Source organism: Mitsuaria sp. CC2 (assembly GCF_048957715.1).
In the GTDB taxonomy this organism is placed as follows: Bacteria; Pseudomonadota; Gammaproteobacteria; order Burkholderiales; family Burkholderiaceae_C; genus Roseateles.
Genome location: NZ_JARVXN010000019.1, coordinates 37283 through 63796 on the forward strand (window position 1 = coordinate 37283; position 26514 = coordinate 63796).

The window sequence follows — 26514 nt, forward strand, 5'->3', positions numbered from 1 at the left end:
GAGCGCCCCGTCGGCCGGAGCAGTGTCCCGGTTGAACCTCGGCTGGCGTCGTCGCCGACCCGTCATCCTGCAGACGGAGGCCGCCGAATGCGGCCTTGCCTGCCTGGCCATGGTGGCAGGCGCCCATGGGCAGCGCTGGACGCTCGGCGAGCTGCGCGACCGGTTCGCGGTCTCGCTCAAGGGCCTGACGATGGCCGACCTGGTGCGCATGGGCGCGCAGCTCGGGCTCACCGCCCGCGCGCTGCGCGCCGAGCCGCATACGCTGCACAAGCTGCAGACGCCCTGCATCCTGCACTGGGACTTCAACCACTTCGTCGTGCTGGAGCGCGTCGACGGCGATCGGGCGGTGATCCTCGATCCGGCGCATGGCGAACGCCGGCTCGCGCTGGACGAGGTCTCCAAGCACTTCACCGGCGTCGCCCTCGAGCTGCGACCAGGGATGGACTTCGCCCGCAAGGCGCCCGCGCCAGCTCCGAAATGGCGTCAGCTGCTCGGACATGTGACGGGGCTGAAGCGCTCGATCGCGCAAGTCCTGGCCCTCGCGCTGGGGCTGGAGCTGCTCGGGCTGCTGGCGCCCTTCCTGCTGCAGTGGACGGTCGACGGCGTCATCGTCAGCGCCGACCGCGACCTGCTGGTGACGCTGGGCATCGGCTTCGCGCTGCTCGTGCTGCTGCAGGTGGGCGTCGGTCTGCTGCGATCCTGGGCGGTGATGATCCTGTCCGCGTCGCTGAACCTGCAATGGCTCTCCAACGTCTTCTCACACCTGCTGCGGCTGCCGCTCGCATGGTTCGAGAAACGGCATCTCGGCGACATCTGGTCGCGGTTCTCCAGCGTGCAGGAGATCCAGAAGACGCTCACGGGCAGCTTCATCGAAGCCATCCTCGACGGTCTGATGGTGCTGCTGACGCTGGCGATGATGGTGCTCTACAGCGGCAGTCTGACGACGGTCGCGCTGGCCGCCGTGGCAGGGTATGCGCTGCTGCGCTGGGCCTGCTTCCGACCGCTGCGCGACGCGCAGGAAGAGGCGTTGACCCACGAGGCGAGGCAGAACACCCACTTCCTGGAATCGCTGCGCGGCGCGCAGGCGATCAAGCTCTTCAACGCGCAGGCGGACCGCGGCGCGCGCTTCGCCAACCTCGTCGTCGAGCAGATGAACGCGTCGCTGACGGGCCGCAAGCTCGAGCTGGGCATGACGCAGGGCAACAAGCTGTTGTTCGGCCTGGAGCGCGTGGTCATCGTCGCGATGGGCGCGATGCTGGTGCTGGACAACGCGCTGTCGGTGGGCATGCTGTTCGCGTTCCTTGCCTACAAGGACCAGTTCAGCCAACGCATCGCGGGGCTGATCGACAAGGTGGTCGCGCTGAAGATGCTCCGCCTGCAGGGCGAGCGGCTGGCCGACATCGTCCTGACCGCGCCCGAGGCGGAGTTCGACGCCCCTGGCCGAGCCGTACCGCCCGACGCGGCGCTGGAGCTCGACGGCCTGCGCTTCCGATACGCCGACGGCGAGCCCGAGGTCATCGCCGGCTGCTCGCTGCGCATCGAGCCGGGCGAGTCGGTGGCGATCGTCGGTCCGTCGGGCTGCGGCAAGACGACGCTGATGAAGCTGATGCTCGGGATCCATGCGCCGCAGCACGGCGAGATCCGCATCGGCGGCGTCGCCCTGCCGCAGCTGGGCGCCAACGCCTGGCGCGAGCGCATCGGCACGGTGATGCAGGACGACCAGCTCTTCGCCGGCAGCATCGCCGACAACATCAGCTTCTTCGACCTGGACGTCGATCCGGACTGGGTCCGCGAGTGCGCGCGTCTGGCCTGTGTGCTCGAGGACATCGAGGCCATGCCCATGCGTCTGCAGACGCTCATCGGCGACATGGGCTCCAGCCTCTCGGGCGGGCAGCGCCAGCGCATCCTGCTGGCGCGCGCGCTGTACAAGCGGCCGAGCTTCCTTTTCCTGGACGAGGCGACCAGCGCGCTCGACGTGGAACGCGAGCGGCTCGTCAATGCGAGCCTGCGCCAACTCCCGCTGACGCGGATCGTCATCGCGCACCGCCCGGAAACCATCGCGGCGGCGCAGCGCGTCGTCAGCCTGCAGGGCGGGCGCGTGGTGCAGGACCTGCGATCGGTCCAGCACCGTTGAGGCCCCCTTGGCGGGCCCTGCGCGCTCGCCCGGACGGATCAGTCAGGCTTGATCTTGGCGCGCGCCACGACCTGCTTCCAGCGCTGCTGCTCCTGCGCAATGAAGGCGGTGAACTGCGCCGGCGTGTTACCCACGGCTTCGGCGGCGTCATGGCTCAAGCGTTCCCGGGCCGAGGCCGAGCGGATCGCCTTCACCGATTCGACAGCCAGCTTGTCCACATTGGCTGGGGCCAGGTTGGCCGGCGCGCACAGGCCGTACCACTGCGTCATCTCGAAGCCGGGATAGCCCTGCTCCGCGACGGTGGGCACGTCCGGCAGTTGCGGCAGGCGTTCCTTCGAGCCCGTCGCGATGCAGCGCAGCTTGCCGGCCTTGATGAACTGCATGATGGCCGGTGCGCCGACCGAGGCCGCCTCGAGGCGCCCCGCCAGCAGGTCCGTCAGCTGCGGACCGGTGCCGCGATACGGCACATGCAGGATGAAAAGGTCGGCGACCATCTTCAGGTATTCCATCGCCAGGTGCCCCGCGCTGCCGTTGCCCGCGGAGCCATAGCTGAACTTGCCCGGGTTCTTGCGCACGAGCGCCACCCACTCCTTGAGGTTGCGCGCCGGCACGTCGGGATGGACGACGTAGAGGCTGGGCACCTTCGCCAGCAAGGTGATGGGCTTGAAGTCGCGATTCGGGTCGTACGGCAGCTTGTCGTAGATGTACGGGTTCACCGCCAGCGTCCCGATGTGGCCGAGGATCAGCGTGTGCTGGTCTTCCGCGCGGGCGACCTCGCCCATCGCGATGTTGCCGCCGCCGCCCGGCTTGTTGTCGACATAGACCGACTGTCCCAGGGTTTTGCTGAGCTCGGCGGCGGTGGCGCGGGCAACGATCTCGCTGCTGCCCCCGGGCGCGAACGGCACGACGAAGCGCACGTTGCGCGACGGCCAGGTCGATTGCGCGAGCGCGGGGAGCGACGTGCCGAAGGCGGCGGCACCCGCGGCGCCGAGCGCGGCGGACTGCAGGAGGAAGCGGCGGCGGTCCTCGTCGGTGGGCATCATGCGGAGTCTCCGATCAGTTCTTCTGGAAACTCCGACTCTACGTGGGCCGCGCTGTCAATGCGCTGACGACGCCTCAGTTCGTGGGCGACTGGAAGACGCCGTCGAAGCCGCCCGGATCGGACGTCGGCATCGTCTGCTCCTCCATCCAGCCGAGCCAGCGCATCGCCTGCTCCCGGGAGTCCCCGCACATGTCTTCTGACGGAGGCAGAGAGCCGCACACGGCAGGCCGCTCCGGTCGTCCGAAGATCTTGCAGCGCAGCGCCTGGTCGAGCTGGATGCAGCGCACCCCGGCCGGCTTGCCGTCGGGCATGCCGGGGATGGGGCTGCTGATCGAGGGGGCGATGCAGCAGGCGGCGCAGGAGGGACGGCAATTCATGGGAGGCGGATTGTCGCCGCCGTCCGCGGGCGCCGCCAACAAGGTCCGCCCGGCATGCCCCTGAGGCAGTGACTTATCCACAGGCCCGCGTAAAATCACGCCCTTCCCTCATCTGAACGCCAGCCGGCTGCCCATCGCCTGATTCCGCACCCTGCGCGCGTCGCGATGGCCTCGATCCCACCCGATCGCCGATTCCGCTGGACGCCTTGCCATGCTTTATCCCAAAGAGTTCGACGTGATCGTGGTCGGCGGCGGCCATGCCGGCACCGAAGCCGCGCTGGCGGCCGCCCGCATGGGCGTCAGCACGCTGCTGCTGACCCACAACATCGAGACGCTCGGCCAGATGAGCTGCAACCCGTCGATCGGCGGGATCGGCAAGGGTCATCTGGTCAAGGAAGTGGACGCGCTCGGCGGTGCAATGGCCGCGGCGACCGATGAGGGCGGCATCCAGTTCCGCATCCTCAACGGCTCCAAGGGGCCCGCCGTCCGCGCCACCCGCGCCCAGGCGGATCGCATCCTCTACAAGGCGGCCATCCGGCAACGGCTCGAGAACCAGCCCAACCTGATGCTGTTCCAGCAGGCCGTGGACGACCTGATGGTGGAAGGCGATCGCGTCGTGGGCGCCGTCACGCAATCGGGTCTGCGCTTCCGCGCCCGCGCCGTCGTGCTGACGGCCGGCACCTTCCTCGACGGCAAGATCCACATCGGCCTCGAGAACTACGCCGCCGGTCGTGCCGGCGACCCGCCTGCGGTCTCGCTGTCGGGCCGCCTCAAGGAACTCAAGCTGCCGCAGGGCCGCCTGAAGACCGGTACCCCGCCGCGCCTGGACGGCCGCACCATCGATTTCTCCCGGTGTGCGGAGCAGCCGGGCGACCTGGATCCGGTGCCCGTCTTCAGCTTCATGGGGAACGCCGCGCAACACCCGCGACAGCTGCCCTGCTGGATCACCCACACCAACGAGCGCACGCACGAGATCATCCGTTCCGGCTTCGACCGCAGCCCGATGTTCACCGGCGTCATCGAAGGCGTCGGCCCGCGCTATTGCCCGTCCATCGAAGACAAGGTCAACCGCTTCGCCGACAAGAACTCGCACCAGATCTTCCTGGAGCCCGAGGGTCTGACGACCCATGAGTTCTATCCGAACGGGATCTCGACCTCCCTGCCCTTCGACGTCCAGCTGGCCGCTGTCCGGTCGATTCCCGGCCTGGAGAACGCGCACATCCTGCGCCCCGGTTATGCGATCGAGTACGACTACTTCGACCCTCGCGAGCTGAAGTCCAGCTTCGAGACGCGCGCCATCGGCGGCCTGTTCTTCGCGGGCCAGATCAACGGCACCACCGGCTATGAAGAGGCGGCGGCCCAAGGCCTGTTCGCCGGCCTGAATGCGGCGCTCCAGGTCCAGGGCAAGGACGTCTGGCTGCCGAGCCGCGACCAGGCATACCTGGGCGTGCTGGTCGACGACCTCATCACCAAGGGTGTGACCGAGCCCTATCGCATGTTCACGAGCCGGGCCGAGTTCCGCCTGCAGCTTCGCGAGGACAACGCCGACATGCGACTGACCGAGGCCGGTCGCCAATTGGGCTTGGTTGGCGACGCACGCTGGGAGGCATTCAACCGGAAGCGTGATGCTGTTTCACGTGAAACAGAGAAGCTCAAGTCGACTTGGGTGAATCCGAACATCCTCCCGGCGGCCGATGCAGAGCGCCTCGTGGGCAAAGCCCTTGAGCGCGAATACAACCTGATCGACCTGCTGCGTCGTCCCGGCGTCACCTTCGACACCATCTCCGAAGTGGCGTCCATCGCCCGACCGGCGTCCGGGGTCACGCGCGCCGCCCTGACCGAATCGCTGGGCAGCGACCTCGCGGCCGCCGTGATCGAACAGCTCGAAGTGGGCGTCAAGTACGCGGGCTACATCAGCAAGCAGCAGGAGGACGTGGCCCGCGCATCGAACTTCGAGCACCTGAAGCTGCCCGACGATCTCGACTACGGCCTGGTCACCGCACTCTCCTTCGAGGCTCGCCAGAAGCTCGGCAAGCATCGCCCGGAGACACTGGGACAGGCCTCACGGATCTCCGGCATCACCCCGGCGACGATCTCGCTGCTGCTGATCCACCTGCGCAAAGGCCGCTTCAAGGGCTTCACCGATCAAGCCGCCGTCGACTCGACCGCCGCCTGAGTTCACCCCCTTCCGCTCATCGATGACTGATCCCGACCTCCGTCCCCGCCTCGCCGCTGCCGCCGAAACGCTCGCGCTCGGCCTCACTGATGAACAGCTCGACCGGCTGATCGCCTACCTCGGGTTGCTGTCGAAGTGGAACAAGGTCTACAACCTGACGGCGGTTCGCGATCCTGAAGCGATGCTCACGCAGCATCTCGTGGACAGCCTCAGTCTGATGCCGCCACTCCGTCGCCATGCCGCCGGCCAACCGCTACGGCTGATGGACGTCGGCAGCGGCGGAGGCCTGCCGGGGGTGGTTATCGCCATCTGCGATCCGTCGATCGACGTGACCTGCGTGGATACCGTCGGCAAGAAGGCGTTCTTCATCGCCCAGGTCGCTGCCGAAGTCGGTCTGCCCAACCTGCATGCGGAACACTCTCGTGTTGAACAGCTCAAGACGGCCCCGTTCGACGTGATCACGTCGCGGGCGTTTGCCTCGCTCGCCGACTTCACCGAATGGACCGGCATGCACCTGAAGCCGGGGGCCGTGTGGGCGGCGATGAAGGGTCAACACCCCTCGGAGGAAATCGCGGAACTCGCCAAACGCGCACCGGATCTGTCCGTGTTCCACGTGGAACAGCTGCAAGTGCCGGGGCTGGATGCTCAGCGGTGCCTGCTTTGGATCCGGCCGACAGCCGCCATCGGTTAAGCTCCGCCCCTCCGAGAGCCCTGCTACCCGACCCTTCATGGCCAAGATCTTTTGCGTTGCGAACCAAAAAGGCGGCGTCGGCAAGACGACCACCACCGTGAATCTGGCTGCCGGACTGGCCAAGATCGGGCAGCGTGTGCTGGTGGTCGACCTTGATCCTCAGGGCAACGCCACAATGGGTTCAGGCATCGACAAGCGCGCCTTGCCGCTCACGGTTTATGACGTCCTGCTGGAGTCGACCACGATCGCCGAAGCGCGCCAGCGCAGCGAGAAGGCGGGCTACGACGTATTGGGCGCCAATCGTGAACTGGCCGGCGCCGAGGTCGAACTGGTTGAACTGGAACGCCGGGAACAACGCCTCAAGACGGCATTGGCTGACGCGGCACAGGATTACGACTTCATCCTGATCGACTGCCCGCCCTCACTGTCGATGTTGACGCTGAACGGCCTGTGCTCGGCCCACGGGGTGGTCGTCCCGATGCAGTGCGAGTACTTTGCGCTCGAAGGCTTGACCGACCTCGTCAACACGATCAAGCAGATCCACGCGAACCTGAATCCCGACCTGCAGATCATCGGCCTGCTGCGCGTCATGTTTGATCCTCGCATCACCCTGCAGCAGCAGGTCAGCGAACAGCTGAAGGCGCACTTCGGCGAGAAGGTGTTCGACACTGTCATCCCGCGCAACGTCCGTCTCGCGGAAGCGCCCAGCTACGGTCTGCCCGGGGTCGTCTTCGACGGCAGCTCCAAGGGTGCCCACGCCTTCATTGATTTCGCCAAGGAAATGGTGAAGCGCGTCGGCGTCCTGCGTTGAGCGAATGGACGAGCGTGTCGCCCGAGTTGGACGCCCTCGCCCGCCGTGCCGAACTGGCCGGCTTGAACGCGGCGTCCGCCCCACGTGAAGCCCAGGTCGACGGCTGGTTGCTCCGGCTGTCTCCCGGCAAGGCCAAGCGCTCACGATGCGTCAATGCGCTGGCGGGCGGCACCCTCCCCCTCGATGACATCCTTCGCCGCTGCCGCGGCAGCTTCGAGCAGGCCGGCTTGCCGCTGATCCTCCGCCTCACGCCCTTCAGCCAACCGATCGACCTCGACGACCAGCTTGCCTCCAGAGGCTGGACCTCCTTCGATCCCGCCGATGTGATGGTGCTGCCCTCGCTGGAGGCTTTTGACGACGCCGACGGCATCGAGCCGCTATCGCCGTCCGCCTACGCCCGATTGATCGGTGAGCTGCGCGGATCGAGCACTGAAGAGATCGAGGGCCACGCCCGCCGACTCGAACAGGCCAGCGTCCCGCATCAAGCGTTCCAGATGACTCAGGGCGGCATGCTGCTCGCTTGCGGCCAGGTGGCCATCGATACGGATCCGAATGGCGCATCCCTGGGTGCGTTGGCCGATGCACCGGCTGGCGGCATGGCAGGTCTCTTCGACATCTTCACGCCCGAGGACCAGCGAGGTCGGGGGCACGGCTTCAAGCTGTGCGCCGCGCTGCTGGCCGAGGCGCGTCGCCAGGGAGCGCGCAGTGCCTATCTGCAGGTGGGAGCCGACAACGCCGCCGCGCAGCGGCTGTACGCCCGCCTGGGCTTCCTGCAAGCCTATCGCTACCACTACCGCAGCGACGACCCGCGCGCCTGGGCTTGACCCCCCCGAGCGCCGGAGACACAGGCTAGTCCCGCGCCTGCCAGACTTTCAGGAGCGTGTGGCGGGTGAAGCCCGGCACGAAGTCGTGCACATGGCTGATGCAGGCGTAGCCGAGGTGCTCGTACATCTCGGCGGTCTCGTCCAGCAGTGTCTCGATGAGCGCATCGACGCAACCCCGCTTCAGAGCCATCGCTTCAAGCTGACGAAGACAGTCGCCGCCTAGACCCTGCCCGCGATGATCCGCGTGGACCCACAGGTAGTTGACGTAGAGGCGTTGGAACTCGGTCCGTCCGGAGGCGCCGGCGATCAGTTCGCCGCCGTCGTACAGCGCCACGGCGATGTCCTCGGCGTCGCTGCCTTGCGTCTGCTGGCGTCCGTATCGGATGACGCCGTCGCGGAGAGCGTCCAGGTCGCGCAAGGGAACGGCGTCATCCCGACGCCAGTCCCGGCCTCCGCCGCCCGTCGATGCCGTCATCAGATGTCGTTGACGTCCGGACCGGTCAGGCCCAGCGACTCGTCCACGCCCAGGTGCACGTTCATGCTCTGCACCGCGGCGCCGCTCGCGCCCTTGCCGAGGTTGTCCAGACGGGCCATCACGAGGATCTGCTGCTCGCTGCCGAAGACGAACAGGTCGACGTTGTTCGTGTCGTTGCAGGCCTGCACGTCGAAGAAACCGACGGCCAGCGTGTCCGCGTCGCGCAGCGGTTTCACGTGGATGAAGCGCTCGCCTTCGTAGTGCGCGGCCAGCGCGTCGCGAACCTGCTGCGGCGTCGTGCCGGGACGCAGCTGGCTCAGGTGCAGCGGCACCGTGACCGCCAGGCCCTTGTAGAAGTTGGAGACGATGGGCATGAACACCGGCGCGGCCTTCAGTCCGGTGTGGGCCATCATTTCCGGGAGATGCTTGTGGGCCAGGCCCAGCGCATACGGACGCGGCGCGATCAGCTTCGGATTCCCACCCGCCTCGTACTCCGCGATCATCGACTTGCCGCCGCCCGAATACCCGGTGATCGACGTCGCCGTCACCAGCGCGTCGGCCGGCAGCAGGCCGGCATCGACCAGCGGACGCATCGCCAGGATGAAGGCGCTGGCGTGGCATCCGGGGTTGGCGATGCGCTTCGAGTCACGGATGGCGGCGCGTTGCCCCTTGGCCAGTTCGGGCAGGCCGAAAGCCCAACCCGGCGCCGTGCGATGCGCGGTGCTCGCATCGATCAGGCAGGTCTTGGGGTTGGTCACCATGGCCGCGGCCTCCTTCGAGGCGGCGTCGGGCAGGCACAGGAAGGCGACATCGGCGGCATTCAACAGGCGGGCGCGCTCGGCGGCATCCTTGCGCTTGTCGGCATCGATGCGCAGCACCTCGATGTCGGCGCGCTGCGCCAGATATTCATTGATGCGCAGGCCGGTCGTGCCTTCCTGCCCGTCGACATACACCGCGTACTTCATCGCCGCTCCTGCAAAATCCGCTGCCTCCGGGACCCTCCCGAAGAAAGCGCGAAGCATAAGGCCAACCGATGTCAACACACGCCATTCCGCCGAATGACCTGGACCTCTCCCCGATCACGCGACCGGTCTACCTGCTGCCGGGCTGGATGAATTCAGACCCCGACCATTGGCAGAGCGAATGGCAGCGGCGTCACGGCGACAGCCGCGTCGAGCAGAACGACTGGGAATGGCCACGCCGCGGCGACTGGATGGCCCGCCTCGACGAGGTGCTGCAGCAAGACGGGCGCCTGCACGATCAGCCGGCCCTGCTGGTGGCCCACAGCCTCGGCTGTCAGCTGGTGGCCGCCTGGGCGGAGCATTCGTCCCACACGCGCCTGGTGGCCGCCGCGTTGCTGGTCGCGCCGCCCGACACCGAGCGCGAGGAGATACCGCCCCAACTGCACAACTGGCGGCCCATCCGGCGCCCTCGGCTGCCCTTCCCCGCCCTCGTGGTCGCCTCCAACGACGATCCCTTCTGCACCCCGGAACGCGCCGCCGGAATGGCGGCAGACTGGGGCGCGGAATTCGTCCTGGCAGGGCCGCTGGGACACATCAATGCCGCCTCCGGCCTGGGCGCCTGGCCCGAAGGCCGTGCCATGCTGAAGCGCCTCGCCGGCTGATCCGGGCGACACCCGACATCGGGCTGACGGCCCTCCCCTGGAATCACGGAGAATCGCGCCCCATGGCGACAAAGAAACCCAAGGGCCTGGGCATGGGCCTCGAGGCCCTGCTCGGACCCAAAGTGAGCGACGCACCCGCGGTGCGCGAAGGCGAACCCGGCGTGCTGCCGCTGGCGCAGATGCAGGCGGGCAAGTACCAGCCGCGCACCCGCATGGACGAGGGCTCGCTCTACGAGCTGGCCGAGAGCATCAAGGCGCAGGGGATCATGCAACCGATCCTCGTGCGTCCGATCGCGCCCAACGGTGCGGTCCGCTACGAGATCATCGCGGGCGAACGGCGCTTCCGTGCCGCGAAGCTGGCCGGACTGGCCGAAGTGCCGGTGCTGGTGAAGCCGGTGCCCGACGAAGCCGCCGCCGCGATGGCGCTGATCGAAAACATCCAGCGCGAAGACCTCAACGCGCTGGAAGAGGCGCAGGGCCTGAAGCGGCTGGTCGACGAATTCGGCCTGACGCACGACCAGGCGGCGCAGGCGGTGGGCCGCTCGCGCAGCGCGGCGTCCAACCTGCTGCGCCTCCTGAACCTGGCCGAGCCGGTGCAGAACATGCTGATGGCAGGCGACATCGACATGGGCCACGCCCGCGCGCTGCTGGCGCTGGACGGCGCCCACCAGATCACCAGCGCCACCGAGATCGCCGCGAAGAAGCTCAGCGTGCGAGAGGCCGAGAAACTCGTCCAGCGCCAGCAGGGCGGCGGGCGCCAGGCCCCGCTGCTGCGGGTGAAGGCCAACAAGAGCCGCGACGTGCTGAGACTGGAGGAACAACTCTCCGACCTGCTGACGGCGCAGGTGGAAATCCGCGTCAAGAAGAAGACCAAACGCGGCGAGCAGGGCGAGGTCGCGATCAGCTTCGGCTCTCTCGACGAACTGAACGGCTTGCTGCAAAAACTCCGCCCGCCCGGCGCGGACGAGTGATCCGCGGCCCCCGCCTTGGGGGCTCGCCGATCGGCCAATCCACAAGAATGGCACGCGGGATGCGTGCTGTCTTCTTCGTACTTCCCACAGGTGCCCCACGTCGGGGGATCGTCAACTTTCGCGCTTCACAGGCGTTGAACATGGGAGTACAACGGGGTCATGTCTTGCTATCGCGCATCGTTGCCGATGGGGGTAGCATGGCCCAGAAAACCGCACCGGCCTTGAGGCTGCCGAAGGGCACCCAGACACGATCGCGGACCTTGGACCAGCATGGGCTGGCCGTTTGCTGACTGCTTGCTGAGCTCGGAAAGCTCTGATGACGCCTTGAGTCATGGACGTCGCCAGAACTTCCTGGACGATGCGAGGTCCGTTGTCGCACGGACGCGCGTCGCCTCCCAATGCACCACTGGAGGTCAGCATGGACGTGATCAGCCATTTCGCGGCTCGCTACGAACGCAGCAAGGTCGAGGAACTCACCCTGGAGGAGTACCTCGACGAGTGCAAGCGCAATCCCCTCGCCTACGCCACCGCGGCCGAGCGCATGCTCAAAGCGATCGGCGAGCCGCAGATGCTCGACACGCGCAACGACTCGCGCCTGTCGCGGATCTTCCAGAACAAGGTCATCAAGATCTATCCCGCCTTCGCCGAGTTCTACGGCATGGAGGATGCGATCGAGCAGGTCGTCTCCTACTTCCGCCATGCGGCGCAGGGGCTGGAAGAGAAGAAGCAGATCCTGTATCTGCTGGGCCCGGTCGGCGGCGGCAAGAGCTCGATCGCCGAGCGCCTCAAGCAGCTGATGGAGCACGTGCCCTTCTACGCGCTCAAGGACAGTCCGGTGAACGAGAGTCCGCTCGGCCTGTTCGACGTCGTCGAGGACGGCCCGCTGCTGGAGCGCGAATACGGCATTCCGCGCCGCTACCTCAACCGCATCCTCAGCCCGTGGGCGGTGAAGCGGCTCGACGAGTTCGGCGGCGATATCCGCAAGTTCAAGGTCGTCAAGCGGCTGCCCAGCGTGCTCAAGCAGATCGGCGTCGCGAAGACCGAGCCGGGCGACGAGAACAACCAGGACATCAGCTCGCTGGTCGGCAAGGTCGACATCCGCAAGCTCGAGACCTACGCGCAGGACGATCCCGACGCCTACAGCTACTCCGGCGGCCTGTGTCTGGCCAACCAGGGCCTGCTGGAATTCGTCGAGATGTTCAAGGCGCCGATCAAGGTGCTGCACCCGCTGCTGACGGCGACCCAGGAAGGCAACTTCAAGGGCACCGAGGGCTTCGGCGCGATTCCTTTCGATGGCATCGTGCTGGCCCACAGCAACGAAAGCGAGTGGAAGACCTTCCGCAACAACAAGAACAACGAGGCCTTCCTCGACCGCATCTACATCGTCAAGGTGCCCTACTGCCTGCGCGTCAGCGAGGAGGTGAAGATTTACGAGAAGCTGATCCGCGGCTCCTCGCTGGCCGAGGCCAAGTGCGCGCCCGGCACGCTGAAGATGATGGCGCAGTTCGCCGTGCTGACGCGGCTGAAGGATCCGGAGAACTCCAGTGCCTTCAGCAAGATGCAGATCTATGACGGCGACAACCTGAAGGACACCGACCCCAAGGCCAAGTCGATCCAGGAGTACCGCGACTACGCCGGCGTCGACGAAGGCATGGCCGGCATCTCGACGCGCTTCGCGTACAAGATCCTGTCCAAGGTCTTCAACTTCGACTCGACCGAGGTCGCCGCCAATCCGGTCCACCTGATGTACGTGCTCGAACAGCAGATCGAGCGCGAGCAGTTCCCGCAGGAGGCCGAACAGAAGTTCGTCGGCTTCATCAAGGAAGTGCTGGCCCCGCGCTACGCCGAGTTCATCGGCAAGGAGATCCAGACCGCCTACCTGGAGAGCTACAGCGAGTACGGCCAGAACATCTTCGACCGCTACGTGACCTATGCGGACTATTGGATCCAGGACCAGGAGTACCGCGACACGGACACCGGCGAGGTCTTCGACCGGTCGGCGCTGAACGCGGAACTCGAGAAGATCGAGAAGCCCGCGGGCATCAGCAACCCGAAGGATTTCCGCAACGAGATCGTCAACTTCGTGCTGCGCGCGCGCGCCAACAACGCGGGCAAGAACCCGCTGTGGACCAGCTACGAGAAGCTGCGCACGGTGATCGAGAAGAAGATGTTCTCCAACACGGAAGAGCTGCTGCCGGTGATCAGCTTCAACGCCAAGGCCAGCGCCGACGAGGCGAAGAAGCACGAGAACTTCGTCCAGCGGATGGTCGACAAGGGCTACACGCCGAAGCAGGTCCGGCTGCTCTGCGAGTGGTACCTGCGCGTGAGGAAGTCGAGCTGAGGCCAACGAACGCCACCGGAAAGGTCCCTTCATGACCGGGCTTCAACAGATCATCGACAGGCGGCTGTCGGGCAAGAACAAGTCGATCGGGAATCGGGAGCGCTTCCTGCGCCGCTACAAGGACCAGATCCGCGACGCGGTGCGGCGCGCGGTGGACAAGCGCGGCATCCGCGACATGGAGCGCGGCGAGGACGTGCAGATCCCCAAGCGCGACTTGAGCGAACCCGTCTTCAGCCATGGCGACGGCGGGACGCGCGAGGTCGTTCGGCCGGGCAACACCGAGCACATCAAGGGCGACCGCATCGGCAAGCCGCAAGGCGGCCAGGGCGGGGGTGGCGGCTCGCAGGCCAGCGACTCCGGCGAGGGCGAGGACGACTTCGTCTTCCACCTCAGCAAAGAGGAGTTCATGCAGGTCTTCTTCGAGGACCTGGCGCTGCCCAATCTCGCCCGCACGACGCTGGCCGAGACGCCCGAGTACAAGACGGTGCGGGCCGGTTATGTCACCGACGGCACGCCGACCAACCTGCACGTGGTGCGCTCGATGCGCGGCGCGCTGGGGCGGCGGATCGCGCTGGGCATGGACAAGCGGCGAGAACTGCATGAGCTCGAGACGCGGCTGCTGACTCTTCAGCAGGAAGAGGACAAGCGTCGCCCCGAGATCCAGGCGCTGATCGCCGAGACCGAGGCGCGCATCGTGCTGCTGCGCCAGCGTCTGTCCAACATCCCCTTCCTGGATCCGATCGACCTGCGCTTCCGCAACCGCGTCAAGGTGCCGCAGCCGACCACGCGCGCGGTGATGTTCTGCCTCATGGACGTGTCGGGCTCGATGGACGAGAGCCGCAAGGACCTGGCCAAGCGCTTCTTCATCCTGCTCTACCTGTTCCTGACGCGGCATTACGAGAAGATCGAGGTCGTCTTCATCCGTCACCACACCCAGGCGCAGGAAGTCGACGAGCAGAACTTCTTCCACGCCACGGAGACGGGCGGCACCGTGGTGTCGTCGGCGCTGGTCATGATGGAAGAGATCATCCGCGCGCGGTACCCGGCCGGCGACTGGAACATCTACGGCGCACAGGCCAGCGACGGTGACAACTGGCACCATGACAGCGGCCGTTGCCGGGAACTGCTGGCCGACAAGATCCTCCCGCTGTGCCGCTACTACGCCTACGTGCAGGTGGCGGAGGCCGAGCAGAACCTGTGGGAGGAATACGCGAAGCTGGAAGACGAAGTGCACCACTTCGCAATGCGCAAGGCCGTCGAGGTGGCGCAGATCTATCCGGTGTTCCGCGACCTGTTCAAGAAGGAAGGGGCGACCGCGTGACGGCGGCCCCGGAGGACATCACCATGAGCAGTCTGGAGAATCGCCGCCAGGTCGGCGTCGGCGTGGGTGCCAACGAATACGGCGGCCGTCGCGTCCGCGCGCCGCTGACCCAGATGCGGCCGCTGGAGAAGCGGCCGGAGCACCCGCTCCCGTCGCCGAGCGACTGGACCTTCGAGCTCGTCGAGGAGTACCACAACGTCATCCGCCAGACGGCGGAGCGCTACGGACTCGACACCTATCCGAACCAGCTCGAGGTCATCACCGCCGAGCAGATGATGGATGCCTACGCGTCGGTCGGGATGCCGGTCAACTACCGGCACTGGAGCTACGGCAAGGAATTCATCGCCACCGAGCGCAACTACAAGCGCGGCCAGATGGGCCTGGCGTACGAGATCGTCATCAACTCCGACCCCTGCATCGCCTACCTGATGGAGGAGAACACGATGGCGATGCAGGCGCTGGTGATCGCGCACGCCTGCTACGGCCACAACAGCTTCTTCAAGAACAACTACCTGTTCCGGATGTGGACCGACGCGTCGTCCATCATCGATTACCTGGTCTATGCGAAGAACTATGTCGCCGACTGCGAGCAGCGTTACGGCCTGGACGCCGTGGAGTCGACGCTGGACTCCTGCCATGCGCTGATGAATCACGGCGTCGACCGCTACCGTCGCCCGGCCAAGCTCTCCCTCGCGCAGGAACAGGCCATGCGCAAGGACCGCGAGTCCTATGCGCAGCTGCAGGTCAACGACATGTGGCGCACCTTGCCGCGGCGCCTGGAGGACGAGGCCAAGGAGGAAGAGAAGCGCCGCTTCCCGAGCGAGCCGCAGGAGAACCTGCTGTACTTCATCGAGAAGAACGCGCCGCTGCTGGAACCGTGGCAACGGGAGATCGTGCGCATCGTCCGCAAGATCGCGCAGTACTTCTATCCACAGCGGCAGACGCAGGTCATGAACGAAGGCTGGGCGACCTTCTGGCATCACAAGCTGCTGAACACCATGTACGACGACGGCTACCTGTCCGACGGCATGATGATCGAATGGCTGAAGTCGCACACCAACGTGGTGGCGCAACCGGCGATGTCGCAGCTCAATCCGTATGCGCTGGGATTCGCGATGTACACGGACATCAAGCGCATCTGCGAAAAGCCGACCGACGAGGACCGCGAGTGGTTCCCGGCGATCGCCGGCAGCGACTGGCTGCCGACGCTGGACCATGCGATGCGCAACTTCAAGGACGAGAGTTTCATCGCGCAGTACCTGAGCCCGAAGATCATGCGGGACTTCCGGCTGTTCTCCATCCTCGACGACGAGCACCAGGCGGAGTACGAGATCTCCGCGATCCACGACGAGCAGGGCTACCAGTACGTGAGGCAGGCCCTGTCGCGACAGTACGACCTGTCCACGCGCGAGCCCAACATCCAGGTCTGGAACGTCAACCTGCGCGGTGACCGGTCATTGACGCTGCGCCATCAGCAGCATCTGGACCGGCCGCTGCATGACGGCGCGCAGGAAGTGCTGAAGCACGTCGCCCGCCTGTGGGGCTTCGGCGTCCAGCTGGAAAGCGTGAACGCACGGGGCGACGTGTCCCGTCGCTGGAGCGTGCCGGCGCCGCAGCACTGAAATCCCTCGGCGTTCAGACGAAGATCTTCCCGGGATTCATGATGTCGTTCGGATCGAGCGCTCGCTTGAGCGCTCGCATCTGATCGACCGCGCCCTCCCCCGCCTCCTGCAGCAGGAAGGCCTGCTTGTGCAGGCCGATGCCGTGCTCGCCGGTGCAGGTGCCCTCGAGCGCGATCGCCCGCGCGACCATCTGCGCGCTCAGCGTCTCAGCGGTTTCCCGCTCCGCAGGCACCGCCGGATCGATCAGATACCCCATGTGGAAGTTGCCGTCGCCCACGTGGCCGACGATGAAGTACGGCAGACCGCTGGCTTCGACTTCCTCGACGGAGACGTTGATCGACTCCGCCAGGCGCGAGATCGGCACGCAGGTGTCGGTCGTCACCGCGCGGCAGCCGGGCTTCATCTGCAGCGCCGACAGGTAGGCATGATGGCGCGCGGTCCACAGCCGCGTGCGCTCCTCCGGTGTCGTCGCCCATTCGAACCCCGTGCCGCCATGGTCGGCGGCAATCTCCTGCACCGTCGCCGCCTGTTCCGCGACACCGGCCTCCGAGCCGTGGAACTCCATCAGCAGCATCGGCGCTTCGCGCAGCGTCAGCTTGTCGTGCCGGTTGACCGCCCGCACGGCATGCGCGTCGAGCAGCTCGCAGCGCGCGATCGGCACGCCCATCTGGATGATCGCGATCGTCGTCCGGACGGCCGCGTCGATCGATTCAAACGAGCACACCGCCGCCGACACCGCTTCGGGCAAGGGGAACAGCCGCAGCGTGATCTCGCAGATCGCGCCCAGCGTGCCCTCGCTGCCCACGTACAGGCGCGTGAGGTCGTAGCCGGCGCTGCTCTTGCGGGCCCGGGATCCGGTGCGGATCAGCCGCCCGTCCGGCGTCGCGACGGTCAGCCCCAGCACGTTCTCCTTCATCGTCCCGTAGCGCACGGCGTTCGTGCCGCTCGCACGCGTCGCCGACATGCCGCCGATCGAGGCATCCGCGCCCGGGTCGATCGGAAAGAACAGCCCCTGATGCCGGATCTCGGCGTTCAGCTGGTTGCGCGTCACGCCGGCCTGTACCGTCACCGTCAGGTCCTCGGCGTTGATGCTCAGGATCCGTTTCATCCGCGACAGGTCCAGGCTGACGCCGCCCTGGACTGCCAGCAAATGGCCTTCCAGCGAGGTGCCTGCGCCATACGGAATCACCGGCACGCCATGTGCGTTCGCCAGGGCCAGCACCGCTGTCACCTCCTCGTTGCTCTCCGCGAAGACGACGGCCTCCGGTGGTGGCACATCGAACGGCGATTCATCGCGGCCATGCTGCTCGCGCAACGCCAGGGCCACGCTGCAACGATCCCCGAACCGGGCCTTCAACGCCGCCAGCATCTCCGCTGGCATCGTTCTCGGCGCAAGAGCCGGCTGATGGGACGTGGGAAGGTCGCCGAGTTCTCGAGGCGCATTCATCGCTGTCTCCTGGTGCCACGCGGTCCGAAGCGGAAGGCACTCCGCCGCCCGTGTTGTCCGGTCGATTCTAGGAAGAGCGGCCGCGGCATCCGGTGGCATCGTCACGCTTGCGCCGCGAGCCGCACAGTGACAGCATGGACGGACCGCGCATTTGCCCGCGCGACATGAGGAGTCCGCCATGTCCCATCTGTGGTTATGGACGATCTGGGCCCTGCTGCTGGCGCTGCTGCTGGTCGCGACCCTGCGCATGGATTGGTTGAAGGTCTGGTGGATGGATCAGCTCCGTCACCTGCCCAACGACATCGCGCCCGGCGACATCGATCCCGGCGTCCCCGCCGAACGACCCGAACCGGGTACGCGCGCGCAAGCCCATCACGTCCCGAGACCGGTCGGCATCCCGCGCCACACGGTCCATGACATCCATGGCCATGCCGCCGGGATGAGCCACCACCGTCCGGTGTTCCACCGCAGCGGCAGCCGCAACTGACGCGCCCATCGGAGGGCGGGCGAGTTGCGGCAAGATGCCGGGTTTGCACTTCAGCAGCCCGCGCGGCGACCGCCATGGCCAATCGACTCTCCCAGATCGCGACCCGCACGGGCGACGACGGCACCACTGGCCTCGGGGACGGCACCCGCGTCCCCAAGGACCACCTGCGCGTGCAGGCGATGGGCGATGTGGATGAATTGAATTCCCAGATCGGCGTGCTGCTGGCCGAGCCGCTCCCGGACGACGTCCGAGACCTGCTGGTCACGATCCAGCATGAGCTGTTCAACCTCGGCGGCGAACTCTGCATGCCCGGCTACAGCCTGCTGAAGGAGGCGGCCGTGCTGCACCTCGACCAGGCGCTGGCCGATCACAACGCCGCCCTGCCCCGCCTCGCGGAATTCATCCTGCCGGCCGGTACCCGCAGCGCCGCGATCGCCCATGTGTGCCGCACGATCGCCCGCCGCGCCGAACGCGCCGTCGTCACGCTGGCCGCCAGCGAGGCGATCAACATGGCGCCGCGCCACTACCTGAACCGGTTGTCGGACCTGCTGTTCGTGCTGGCGCGTGTACTCAACCGGGCCAACCTCGACGGCAAGGGCGGGGACGACGTCTACTGGAAGAGCGAACGCCTCGCCCGCCATGCGGCCGAGGATGCCGCGGAGCAAGGCCGGGAAGGCCCTCAGAACGCCGCCTGAGCGCTTTTCATGGCGCCGGGCAGGCCCTACGCGTTGTCGGTGTGTCGAAGGCTCATACGACGGCCTGGGCCGCGCTCGTGAGGCGCTTCACGTAAGCCTCGCGCAATGCGGGCGGCTCCACCACCTCGACCTGGCCGGCATGCCGCAGCAGGTCCATCAACAGTTCGGTGGCGTCCACGAACGGCAACTGGAGCCGCCAACGCCCGTCCGGCAGCCATTCACTGCGCTGCGCCGGATGCCACTCCTCGCTGGAGACCCAGGCGGCGATCTGGTCGCTGAAGATCACCGTCGCCCACTGCGGATCACCACCGGCGAAGATGCCGTAGCCCTGGTCCAGTTCTCCTTCGAGCTCCTTCAGCGGCAGGCTGCGCGCCGCCTGGTCCTCGAGCACCACCGCGTCTTCCATCGCGTCGAGCGCGAAGCGTCTCAGTCCGTCGCTGGCATGGCACCACGCATCGAGGTACCAGGTGTTCCGGTAATGCACCAGACGCTGCGGGGACACCTCGCGCTCGCTCACGGATCCGCCGCCAGGTCCGCGCTTGCGGTAACGCAGCTTCAGCCGCCTGCGCTTCACGACCGCGCTCCCCACCGTCTCGAAATGCTCCGACGGCACGCGCCGCCGGGCGGTCGAGATCAGCTTGATGCGCCGCGTCAGCTCCTGCGCCTCGACCTCATCGCCACCCAGCATGCCAGTGAGCTTGTCCAGCATCGGCTGCAGGTGCCGGCTCAGCAGTCCGTTCTCATCGAGCCCGGCCATCATCTGATGCATGGTCAGCAGCGCGTGCAACTCCTTCTCGCTGAACCACACACCGGGCAGTTCATGCCGCTGCCCGCGCCACTGCTGGCCGAAGCGATAGCCGTTCTCGGCGGCGTCGTACTCGATGGGCGCGTCCATCCGTTCGCGCAGGTACTGCAGATCGCGCTTGAGCGTCGCCGGCGACACCTCCAGCAGCTCGCGCATCTCCGCGAAGCTCACGCAGCCGCGGCTGCGGATCAGCATCTCGATCTTGTAGAAGCGTTCGGTGCGATCCATGCGGGGCTCTCCTGACAGATCTGGGCAAAGCTGCCACAACTTTCTGTCGACTCATGTTGGGGGTGGCTCATTCTATGAGCGACCTCCCTTGAATACTTGATCCCAAGCCTGAAGCAGTTCCACCCCCGGGCCCCGGTTTCCAAGTCATCCAGGAGAACCCCATGGTCGCCACCTTCCTCCGCACCGCCGACGACATTGCCATCCAGCAGCTGCCCTTGCCGATGATCGCTGTCGAGGCCGTGGACGACACCCGCGACGAGCTCGGTGTCTCGAGCCACGAGCGCGTCGGTTTCGAACTGGGCTGGGACTATGCCCATCACGGGCTGACGCCGCCGGTCGAGCAACTGTTCCGGCAATCGCCGCTGCAGCAGGGCTGGCAATTGGGCCGGTCGACCTTCGGCGCGCGGACGCTCAAGTCGCATCGCCACACGCAGCTCTGGCTCTCGCTGCGTCTGCACGCCTGGCAGCGCGGCCGCAGCTTCGAAACGCTGCTGGTCACCCCCAACTATCTACAGCAGCTCGACACGACGCATTGCCCGGTCAGCCGGCTGGCGTTCAGCGACGAACAAGACCATCCCCAACGCCGGTCGATCGACCGGGTGCGTGACGACGCCGGTTATGCGGCCGGCAACCTGGCCCTGATGAGCCACGCCGCCAACAGCGCCAAACTGGACCGCGGATGGCAGCAATGCTGGGCGATGGCGCAGAGCCTGCGCCAGGGACCGATGACGATGGCGGGCGGTCTCAACGCCGACGCCTGGGAACGCATGGCCATCCTCACGAGCTTCGTGACGCCGATGTCGCATGATCTGGCCGCGCAGTTGCCGATGCTGGTGCTGCCGCCGAACCGCCTGCGGATGTTCAACCCGGTACAGGCCTTGCAGGCCCTGGTCACGCGGCAGCTGGCCACGCCGGGATGGAGCCAGCGACTGACGCGGCTCGAAGCGCTGATGGCGCCGCAACAGCGCGCCGATTTCTCGAAGTTCGTCCTGGCGCTGGTCCCGCGCGTGCTGCGTTGCCAGTCGCTCACCGATCCGATGGAGATCCGCTGGGCACTGGAAGATGCCTGGCTCGATCCGTTACTGCAGAAGCGGTGGACGCACTTCGCGCAACAACTGACCCCGGAGCAGGCGGAACAGCTGGTGCAACGCGCCGCCAACAAGCGGCTGAGCACCGTGCGCGTGCAGCGCCACGTCGCGCCCACGGAGGGCTGGGCACTCGATCGTCAGGGATTCCGCTCGGCGGCCTGAACGTCCACCAGCCTCAACCCGGGAGGCCCACGTGGAGCTTTTCGAGGCCACCGTTCTGGTCCTGCAGCGCCACGTGATAGCCCTGTTCCCTGAACCAGTCAGCCCATTGCCGGGCGTGTGTCTTCTCCGGGAGCCAGGGCCCGGTGCGATCCATGTGGACGCGATTGCCGCGGCGTTCGTAGAACACCACGCGCCACATGTTGGAGGGGATGCGGTCGTGAAAACTGGCCATGAGCGACCGCCGAATTTAGCAAAGCAGCAAGTCGCGCTGGGAGGGGGGCAACACCTGGAACCAGTCGGACATCGCACGGACCGTGCAGAGTTGCCGGGCCACCTGGCTGCGACTGTTCGCACACCAGGCCAACAGCACCGGGTCGTCGCAGATCAGCAGTGAAGCGCGCCCCTGCAACGCGAGTTCGACGAGCGCCTGCAGCGACTCGGACACTGCCGCAATCCGCGACCCGTGCACCGGCTTCACGACTTCGGCGTAAGGCAGGAAATCGGCGAGCAGTTCCTGCTGCTGCGCCACGGTCAACGCAAGCCTCGGATAGGCCAGAGCGCGCATCAGCGTGGCAGCGAGATCGGGACTCACCAGCGGTCGAATCAGACCTTGCTGCCATGCGCGACGCAGGCCCAGCGCTTCTCCGCCCGACAGCAGCAGCGCACGCAGGATCAATGCCGGATCGATGACGGCGAGTTCTGGCGCCGTCTTCCTCGATCGACGGGTCATGCGGACTTGCGTGTGGTCTTGCGGACGGCCGTCTTGCCAACGCTGCGTGACGGAGCAGAGGTCTTCACCGTCTTGTCGACCGCCTTGGCCTTGGCGGCCGGCTTCGCGGCCTTGGAAGCAAAAGCCATCGCCTGCGCGATGAGGCCATCATCCCCGTCGAGTTCCGCCAGCTTGGCCCGTACCGCATCGCCGCGCTGGATGCGCACCGGCGTCAGCACGACCTGCCCGGCCTGCAGCAGCACTTCGAAGTACTGCACGGGACCGAGCTTGTCGGTGACGCTTTTCGGCAGGGTCAGCTGGTTCTTGGACGTCAGCTTCGCCAGCACGCGATCAGACCAGCGAGCGCTGCAGACGCAGCTGTTCCAGCGCGCGGCCCTCGACGTCGACGGCCTTGACGCTGTCGTTCTCGGCCTTGAAGCCGGCAATCTCGAAGAAGCGCATTGCGCGCTCGTTGTTCTTGTAGGTCCACAGCGTGACGCGGGTGCAGCCTTCTTCCTGAAGACCTTCCTGCGCCGCTTCGACCAGGGCCTGACCGACGCCCTTGTCCCAATGGGCAGGCGTGGCGTACATGGCCCAGATCTCACCGGTGGTGGAGGGCGTGCCCTTGTCACGGGAGCGGTCGAAGCCGACGAAACCCATCACCTCGTTGTCCAGGTGCGCGACCAGCACTTGCGGCTCGCACATGTTGATGGCTTCGCGCCAATAAGCCTGGCGCTGAGCGACGGACAACCCGTTGAGGGCGCTGTCGGGCCAGAACTCCTTGTACGCCTCTTGAGCGGAACTCACCTGGATCTGGGCGACAGCCTTGGCATCACGCAGCGTGGCCGGGCGAATCTGAATACTCGACATACCTTGAGAACTATCGCAATTCGGGGAAAGGGCGGGATTGTCCCAGTCAACGCGGCCAAACGGGCACCTTGACAGCAAATGTTTTACTGACCCTGATCGCTGGCCATCCCCGTCGACCCACTGAGGCGACTCGAAGTTGACGACATGCGAACTTCAGACCAGCGACACCTGGAGATGCCGACGGAAGTCTCGCGCGAATCCGATGGCGGCCTTGTGCCAGTGCGGACGCGCCACGGCTTGCAATCGCAGCAGCAGCTCGTGTTCGACGCTCAGTTCTCCGAGAAATTCAGCGAGTTCAACCCCGATGTCGCGCTGCATGCGCTGCACCAGCTGCGCGGTCGTCAACGCGTCCGCGAGTGCACGGTGGGCGCGTCCGTTGTCCGGCAGACGGTGGTGGCGGGCCAGCGTGCCGAGCTTGCAATTCGGTGATTCAGGATAGAGCCGGCGAGCCAGTTTCACGGTACATGCGAACTCCGGCGCGATACGCGGGGCCGCCTCGGCGCGCTCGAGCTCATGCAGCCAGAAGCCGCGATCGAAGCTCGAGTTGTGCGCGACGAAGCCGCAGCCTTCGGTGAACGCGGCCACCTCGCGCATGACCTGGGCTGCATCGGGCGCGTCCTCGACCATCTCGTTGCTGATGCCGGTGAGGCGCTCGATCATCGGCGGGATCCAGGCGCCCGTGTTCATGAGGCTCTGATACTGGCCGACGATCTCGCCGTCCCGCAGCAGCACGGCGGCGATCTCGGTGGCGCGGCCGCCGCCCTGCGGCGAATGGCCGGTGGTCTCGAAGTCGATGACGGCGATGGTGCGCTTCATGCGGTGGGGGCGGGGTACTTCCGCGCGTTCATCTCGATCTTCCGGTCGACGGCGGCCGGCACGTCCACGCCGGCACGATCGGCGATCTGCAGCAGGTACATCAACACGTCGGCGATCTCCTCGCCCAGGTGCTGATGGTCCTCGGGCGACAGCTGCTGCGATTCCTCGCCGGTCTTCCACTGGAAGATCTCGACGAGCTCGGCCGACTCCACGACCAGCGCCATCGCGAGGTTCTTCGGCGTTAGGTAAGGGTCCCAATCCCGGGCTGCGGCGAAGTCGCGCAGCCGTCGTTGCAGGTCGGCAATGTCCATGGGTTCGCAGTGTGCAAGCCCGGCGAGGGCGGCTCAAGCAGCGTGTGCGCTGCAAGCGCCACACAGCAACGTCGCAAAGAAATTTCCCGCCTCTGTTTTCAACATCAAGGTTTTATATAACTCCTTAGTCGTCTTAGTAGAGGGACGGGCTTTCTGTGGACAAGCCGAAAATTCCTTTCAGAACCAACGACTTGAGAGCATCAAAACCTTGTGTGTGGAGCGCCTGGTTGGCCTTGCATGGATCGTCAACAACCAGGACCGACCCCCGTCGGCCTGTGGAGAACCGGCCAGTTGCCAGAAAGTTTTCCACAGCGTTGTTGGCTATGCAGCCTAGCCCGACTTGCGCTAGCGCTGCCAGGAATGGGGATAACGTCCCTGGCGACTCAGTCGATCCCGACCACCTTGTGCATTTGGATCGACAACTTCCATTGCGGATGGGACATGCAGTAAGCGATGGCGGCCTTGGTGTTCTGCCTCTGCAGCAGCGAGTCCATCGGCTGGAGGAAGAAGTGGTCGAAGGCCAGATCCGCGAAGCGCTCCGGCAAGGCCAAAGGCTGTGGATAAACCAGCTTCAACTCGTGGCCCTTCGTGAGCACGACCTCCGCATCGGCCTTCGGACTGACGCAGATCCAGTCCAGCCCTTCGGGGGCGGGCTGGGTGCCGTTGGTCTCGACGGCGATTTCGAAGCCGTGGGACTTCAGCGCGGTGATCAGCGGCCCGTCGAGCTGAAGCAGCGGTTCGCCGCCGGTGCAGACGACGTACGGCGTGCCGGTCTTGCGGCCATGCTCGTCCTTGGGCCACTTGTCGGCGATGGCCTCCGCGAGGGCATCCGCCGAAGCGAACTTGCCCCCGCCCTGCCCGTCCGTGCCGACGAAATCGGTATCGCAGAAGGTGCAGACGGCCTTCTCGCGGTCCTGCTCGCGGCCGGTCCACAGGTTGCAGCCGGCGAAGCGGCAGAACACGGCTGCGCGGCCGGCCTGGGCGCCCTCGCCTTGCAGCGTGTAGAACATTTCCTTGACGGCGTAGGTCATACGGGGATCAGTTCCTCGAAAGGACCGTGGCTGACGATCACGCCGCTGCCGCGGGTCTCGTACAGGTCGACGCGTTCCAGCGGCGGCAGCTGCGCCTTGGCCTGCTGCAGCACCCACGCGGCCAGGCTGGCCGTGTCGGCGTCGGCCAGGCCGGCGAGCTCATGCAACGGATGGTGGTCCATGGCCTTGAAGATCGGATCGAACAGCAGCTTCACGTCGCTGAAGTCCATGGCCCAGCCGAAGACCTGGTCCAGCGCGGCGCTGAGGTGCAGACGCAGCGTGAAGGTGTGGCCGTGGATGCCGGCCAGCGGATGTCCGGCCGGGGCGCGGTTGAGCTTTACCGCGCTGTCGAGGGTGAACTCCTTCCAGATCCGGTAGCGCTCGCCGTCGAAATTGGCACCGCTGGAGCCGGTCTCATAGACGGTGACCCAGCTCAGCTCCGGCAACTGCGGTTTCAGGCGCGCCCACAGCCAGGACGAGATCAGCTCGCTGGTCGGGTTGGACAAGCCTTCGATCTCGTTCAGGCACTGGTAGTTCAGCTGCGCGTGGAATGGGGCCCAGAGCTCGTCGAGGTGGTCGTAGTCGATGCTCAGGTCGCGTTCGCCGAGGTCCTGGTTGGCGTGCAGGATCAACTCGAAGCCATGACCGTGCATGCGGCCGCACTTGTGGCCCATCGGGACGTTGGGCAACTGATGAGCGGCCTGGAAGCGATATCGGCGCCAGACATGCGCGTGACCGTTGGCGTCCAGGTCGACACCGGAATTCGATGTGCTCTGGATCCCGACCTGCGTGATACCGGGCACCTTGAACTCGGTCTCGAGGCGATGCCGGATCCAACGGGCGATGTTCTCGTCGGTCGGTTGGGTGATGTGCTGATTCAGCAGCGCATGGTCCAGCGGGGCGATGCAGCGTTCGAGGCTATCGCGCAGCGCGCTGACTTCGCCGCCAGGGAACGGCGCCCATCCGGACGGAAGTTCAGCGCGGACCGTGGCCAGATAGCTGTGGCCGTGCAGACCGCGGGAGCGGTGTCCTGGGGGGAGCGCGTCGATCTGACAAGCGGACTCGAAACCCGCGGAAGCGGTGAAAAGGGAAGCTGGAGAAGCAGGTAAAGCAGACATTCCGAGAGTGTGACACGCCCGCTTTTCTTATCTTCTTGTATTGAATATCTCCTTGGTCGTATTAGTAGGTGTTCGCGGGTTCGTGTGGACAACGCCCGAATGGCTTGTCAGAACAACGACTTGCGAACAGGGCAACGGTGTGGGCGGAACCTGTGGAATGGCGGGACGGAAGGACAACAAGTTCCGGCGCCGCGGAACCGCTGTGGACAACCTGCCAGTTGTTCATCGCTCATCCCCAGGGTTGTGCACAGGCCCGCCCATCAAGACAAATCGTCCGGGAGGACGAAAAAAAGCCCCGCGATGGCGGGGCTTCGTGAGACCTCGGAAGGACTTCTGAA

At 66.1% G+C, this 26514-nt stretch carries 27 protein-coding genes; 13 read left to right on the plus strand and 14 right to left on the minus strand.

What is annotated here, in order from left to right; genetic code table 11:
- Positions 1-22: 22 nt before the first annotated feature.
- Positions 23-2134 (plus strand): peptidase domain-containing ABC transporter, encoded by a 2112-nt coding sequence (locus tag PV762_RS14325; protein ID WP_421035691.1) that lies wholly within the window; start codon positions 23-25, stop codon positions 2132-2134.
- Positions 2135-2172: 38 nt separating this feature from the next.
- Here PV762_RS14325 and PV762_RS14330 read toward each other — a convergent pair whose 3' ends face one another.
- Both PV762_RS14330 and PV762_RS14335 read right to left on the minus strand, forming a co-directional pair.
- Positions 2173-3177: a Bug family tripartite tricarboxylate transporter substrate binding protein gene (locus PV762_RS14330; protein WP_421035692.1), complete on the minus strand. Its 1005-nt coding sequence runs from the start codon at positions 3175-3177 to the stop codon at positions 2173-2175.
- Between the two features lie 73 nt (positions 3178-3250).
- Complete coding sequence (locus PV762_RS14335) at positions 3251-3553, minus strand: YkgJ family cysteine cluster protein (protein ID WP_421035693.1); 303 nt, start codon at positions 3551-3553, stop codon at positions 3251-3253.
- Between the two features lie 211 nt (positions 3554-3764).
- Between PV762_RS14335 and mnmG the strand changes: the two genes are divergently transcribed.
- From mnmG to PV762_RS14355, 4 genes are read left to right on the plus strand one after another with little or no spacing between them, the layout of a single operon-like run.
- A complete protein-coding gene (gene mnmG / locus PV762_RS14340; RefSeq protein WP_421035694.1) occupies positions 3765-5729 on the plus strand; it encodes a tRNA uridine-5-carboxymethylaminomethyl(34) synthesis enzyme MnmG in 1965 nt (654 codons plus the stop codon).
- A 22-nt stretch (positions 5730-5751) separates the two neighbouring features.
- Complete coding sequence (gene rsmG, locus PV762_RS14345) at positions 5752-6420, plus strand: 16S rRNA (guanine(527)-N(7))-methyltransferase RsmG (RefSeq protein WP_421035695.1); 669 nt, start codon at positions 5752-5754, stop codon at positions 6418-6420.
- Between the two features lie 37 nt (positions 6421-6457).
- Positions 6458-7231: a ParA family protein gene (locus tag PV762_RS14350; RefSeq protein WP_421035696.1), complete on the plus strand. Its 774-nt coding sequence runs from the start codon at positions 6458-6460 to the stop codon at positions 7229-7231.
- Positions 7228-8055 (plus strand): GNAT family N-acetyltransferase, encoded by an 828-nt coding sequence (locus PV762_RS14355; protein ID WP_421035697.1) that lies wholly within the window; start codon positions 7228-7230, stop codon positions 8053-8055. The genes PV762_RS14350 and PV762_RS14355 overlap by 4 nt, the downstream gene beginning before the upstream one ends.
- 25 nt (positions 8056-8080) lie before the next feature.
- Here the strand turns inward: PV762_RS14355 and PV762_RS14360 are convergent, their stop codons facing one another.
- The gene (locus tag PV762_RS14360; RefSeq protein ID WP_421035698.1) at positions 8081-8530 is read right to left on the minus strand and encodes a GNAT family N-acetyltransferase; all 450 of its coding nucleotides are present in this window, start codon (positions 8528-8530) and stop codon (positions 8081-8083) included.
- Positions 8530-9495 carry an N-acetyl-gamma-glutamyl-phosphate reductase gene (gene argC / locus PV762_RS14365; RefSeq protein ID WP_421035699.1) on the minus strand — a complete coding sequence of 322 codons (966 nt, stop codon included), beginning with the start codon at positions 9493-9495 and terminating at the stop codon, positions 8530-8532. Before argC ends, PV762_RS14360 begins: the two co-directional genes overlap by 1 nt.
- A 68-nt stretch (positions 9496-9563) precedes the next feature.
- On the opposite strand from argC, the gene PV762_RS14370 reads away from it, so the two are divergent.
- The 5 genes from PV762_RS14370 (at position 9564) to PV762_RS14390 (ending at position 16409) form a co-directional block, all read left to right on the plus strand.
- The gene (locus tag PV762_RS14370; protein WP_421035700.1) at positions 9564-10154 is read left to right on the plus strand and encodes an RBBP9/YdeN family alpha/beta hydrolase; all 591 of its coding nucleotides are present in this window, start codon (positions 9564-9566) and stop codon (positions 10152-10154) included.
- A 62-nt stretch (positions 10155-10216) separates the two neighbouring features.
- On the plus strand, positions 10217-11125 hold the full coding sequence (locus PV762_RS14375; RefSeq protein WP_421035701.1) for a ParB/RepB/Spo0J family partition protein: 909 nt from the start codon (positions 10217-10219) through the stop codon (positions 11123-11125).
- 418 nt (positions 11126-11543) lie between these two features.
- The gene (locus tag PV762_RS14380) at positions 11544-13466 is read left to right on the plus strand and encodes a PrkA family serine protein kinase (protein WP_088408040.1); all 1923 of its coding nucleotides are present in this window, start codon (positions 11544-11546) and stop codon (positions 13464-13466) included.
- Between the two features lie 31 nt (positions 13467-13497).
- Positions 13498-14787: a YeaH/YhbH family protein gene (locus tag PV762_RS14385; protein WP_421035702.1), complete on the plus strand. Its 1290-nt coding sequence runs from the start codon at positions 13498-13500 to the stop codon at positions 14785-14787.
- 113 nt (positions 14788-14900) lie between these two features.
- Positions 14901-16409 (plus strand): SpoVR family protein, encoded by a 1509-nt coding sequence (locus tag PV762_RS14390; RefSeq protein ID WP_421035850.1) that lies wholly within the window; start codon positions 14901-14903, stop codon positions 16407-16409.
- Between the two features lie 13 nt (positions 16410-16422).
- Here PV762_RS14390 and PV762_RS14395 read toward each other — a convergent pair whose 3' ends face one another.
- Complete coding sequence (locus tag PV762_RS14395) at positions 16423-17856, minus strand: FAD-binding oxidoreductase (protein ID WP_421035703.1); 1434 nt, start codon at positions 17854-17856, stop codon at positions 16423-16425.
- Positions 17857-18034: 178 nt separating this feature from the next.
- Here PV762_RS14395 and PV762_RS14400 point away from each other — a divergent pair, with 178 nt between their 5' ends.
- Positions 18035-18343, plus strand: coding sequence for a hypothetical protein (locus PV762_RS14400; protein ID WP_421035704.1), 309 nt, complete (start codon positions 18035-18037; stop codon positions 18341-18343).
- A 74-nt stretch (positions 18344-18417) separates the two neighbouring features.
- Positions 18418-19038 (plus strand): cob(I)yrinic acid a,c-diamide adenosyltransferase, encoded by a 621-nt coding sequence (locus PV762_RS14405; protein WP_421035705.1) that lies wholly within the window; start codon positions 18418-18420, stop codon positions 19036-19038.
- Positions 19039-19090: 52 nt separating this feature from the next.
- On the opposite strand, the gene PV762_RS14410 is transcribed toward PV762_RS14405, so the two are convergent.
- Positions 19091-20071, minus strand: coding sequence for a helix-turn-helix transcriptional regulator (locus PV762_RS14410; RefSeq protein WP_421035706.1), 981 nt, complete (start codon positions 20069-20071; stop codon positions 19091-19093).
- 161 nt (positions 20072-20232) lie between these two features.
- Here PV762_RS14410 and PV762_RS14415 point away from each other — a divergent pair, with 161 nt between their 5' ends.
- On the plus strand, positions 20233-21321 hold the full coding sequence (locus PV762_RS14415) for a hypothetical protein (RefSeq protein ID WP_421035707.1): 1089 nt from the start codon (positions 20233-20235) through the stop codon (positions 21319-21321).
- 13 nt (positions 21322-21334) lie between these two features.
- Here the strand turns inward: PV762_RS14415 and PV762_RS14420 are convergent, their stop codons facing one another.
- The 8 genes from PV762_RS14420 to PV762_RS14455 form a co-directional block, all read right to left on the minus strand.
- Positions 21335-21553 carry a hypothetical protein gene (locus tag PV762_RS14420; RefSeq protein ID WP_421035708.1) on the minus strand — a complete coding sequence of 73 codons (219 nt, stop codon included), beginning with the start codon at positions 21551-21553 and terminating at the stop codon, positions 21335-21337.
- A gap of 15 nt (positions 21554-21568) precedes the next feature.
- The gene (locus PV762_RS14425) at positions 21569-22051 is read right to left on the minus strand and encodes a PIN domain-containing protein (protein ID WP_421035709.1); all 483 of its coding nucleotides are present in this window, start codon (positions 22049-22051) and stop codon (positions 21569-21571) included.
- On the minus strand, positions 22048-22377 hold the full coding sequence (locus PV762_RS14430; RefSeq protein ID WP_421035710.1) for an AbrB/MazE/SpoVT family DNA-binding domain-containing protein: 330 nt from the start codon (positions 22375-22377) through the stop codon (positions 22048-22050). Before PV762_RS14430 ends, PV762_RS14425 begins: the two co-directional genes overlap by 4 nt.
- A gap of 4 nt (positions 22378-22381) precedes the next feature.
- Complete coding sequence (locus PV762_RS14435; protein WP_421035711.1) at positions 22382-22900, minus strand: GNAT family N-acetyltransferase; 519 nt, start codon at positions 22898-22900, stop codon at positions 22382-22384.
- 153 nt (positions 22901-23053) lie between these two features.
- On the minus strand, positions 23054-23716 hold the full coding sequence (locus PV762_RS14440) for a PolC-type DNA polymerase III (RefSeq protein ID WP_421035712.1): 663 nt from the start codon (positions 23714-23716) through the stop codon (positions 23054-23056).
- Positions 23713-24027 carry a nucleotide pyrophosphohydrolase gene (locus PV762_RS14445; protein ID WP_421035713.1) on the minus strand — a complete coding sequence of 105 codons (315 nt, stop codon included), beginning with the start codon at positions 24025-24027 and terminating at the stop codon, positions 23713-23715. The genes PV762_RS14440 and PV762_RS14445 overlap by 4 nt, the downstream gene beginning before the upstream one ends.
- A gap of 383 nt (positions 24028-24410) precedes the next feature.
- Positions 24411-25058, minus strand: coding sequence for a 7-carboxy-7-deazaguanine synthase (queE, locus tag PV762_RS14450; RefSeq protein WP_421035714.1), 648 nt, complete (start codon positions 25056-25058; stop codon positions 24411-24413).
- A complete protein-coding gene (locus PV762_RS14455) occupies positions 25055-26176 on the minus strand; it encodes a 6-pyruvoyl trahydropterin synthase family protein (RefSeq protein ID WP_421035715.1) in 1122 nt (373 codons plus the stop codon). The genes queE and PV762_RS14455 overlap by 4 nt, the downstream gene beginning before the upstream one ends.
- Positions 26177-26514 lie beyond the last annotated feature (338 nt).

Coding starts and splice junctions, on each gene's coding strand:
- PV762_RS14370 (WP_421035700.1), top strand. CDS start 9,564: ATGTCAACACACGCCATTCCGCCGAATGACCTGGACCTCTCCCCGATC.
- argC (WP_421035699.1), bottom strand. CDS start 9,495: ATGAAGTACGCGGTGTATGTCGACGGGCAGGAAGGCACGACCGGCCTG.
- PV762_RS14390 (WP_421035850.1), top strand. CDS start 14,901: ATGCGGCCGCTGGAGAAGCGGCCGGAGCACCCGCTCCCGTCGCCGAGC.
- PV762_RS14395 (WP_421035703.1), bottom strand. CDS start 17,856: ATGAATGCGCCTCGAGAACTCGGCGACCTTCCCACGTCCCATCAGCCG.
- PV762_RS14335 (WP_421035693.1), bottom strand. CDS start 3,553: ATGAATTGCCGTCCCTCCTGCGCCGCCTGCTGCATCGCCCCCTCGATC.
- PV762_RS14440 (WP_421035712.1), bottom strand. CDS start 23,716: ATGAAGCGCACCATCGCCGTCATCGACTTCGAGACCACCGGCCATTCG.
- PV762_RS14415 (WP_421035707.1), top strand. CDS start 20,233: ATGGTCGCCACCTTCCTCCGCACCGCCGACGACATTGCCATCCAGCAG.
- queE (WP_421035714.1), bottom strand. CDS start 25,058: ATGACCTACGCCGTCAAGGAAATGTTCTACACGCTGCAAGGCGAGGGC.
- PV762_RS14380 (WP_088408040.1), top strand. CDS start 11,544: ATGGACGTGATCAGCCATTTCGCGGCTCGCTACGAACGCAGCAAGGTC.
- PV762_RS14350 (WP_421035696.1), top strand. CDS start 6,458: ATGGCCAAGATCTTTTGCGTTGCGAACCAAAAAGGCGGCGTCGGCAAG.
- PV762_RS14385 (WP_421035702.1), top strand. CDS start 13,498: ATGACCGGGCTTCAACAGATCATCGACAGGCGGCTGTCGGGCAAGAAC.
- PV762_RS14375 (WP_421035701.1), top strand. CDS start 10,217: ATGGCGACAAAGAAACCCAAGGGCCTGGGCATGGGCCTCGAGGCCCTG.
- PV762_RS14330 (WP_421035692.1), bottom strand. CDS start 3,177: ATGATGCCCACCGACGAGGACCGCCGCCGCTTCCTCCTGCAGTCCGCC.
- rsmG (WP_421035695.1), top strand. CDS start 5,752: ATGACTGATCCCGACCTCCGTCCCCGCCTCGCCGCTGCCGCCGAAACG.
- PV762_RS14445 (WP_421035713.1), bottom strand. CDS start 24,027: ATGGACATTGCCGACCTGCAACGACGGCTGCGCGACTTCGCCGCAGCC.
- PV762_RS14435 (WP_421035711.1), bottom strand. CDS start 22,900: ATGTCGAGTATTCAGATTCGCCCGGCCACGCTGCGTGATGCCAAGGCT.
- PV762_RS14420 (WP_421035708.1), bottom strand. CDS start 21,553: ATGGCCAGTTTTCACGACCGCATCCCCTCCAACATGTGGCGCGTGGTG.
- PV762_RS14455 (WP_421035715.1), bottom strand. CDS start 26,176: ATGTCTGCTTTACCTGCTTCTCCAGCTTCCCTTTTCACCGCTTCCGCG.
- PV762_RS14360 (WP_421035698.1), bottom strand. CDS start 8,530: ATGACGGCATCGACGGGCGGCGGAGGCCGGGACTGGCGTCGGGATGAC.
- PV762_RS14400 (WP_421035704.1), top strand. CDS start 18,035: ATGTCCCATCTGTGGTTATGGACGATCTGGGCCCTGCTGCTGGCGCTG.
- PV762_RS14425 (WP_421035709.1), bottom strand. CDS start 22,051: ATGACCCGTCGATCGAGGAAGACGGCGCCAGAACTCGCCGTCATCGAT.
- mnmG (WP_421035694.1), top strand. CDS start 3,765: ATGCTTTATCCCAAAGAGTTCGACGTGATCGTGGTCGGCGGCGGCCAT.
- PV762_RS14405 (WP_421035705.1), top strand. CDS start 18,418: ATGGCCAATCGACTCTCCCAGATCGCGACCCGCACGGGCGACGACGGC.
- PV762_RS14410 (WP_421035706.1), bottom strand. CDS start 20,071: ATGGATCGCACCGAACGCTTCTACAAGATCGAGATGCTGATCCGCAGC.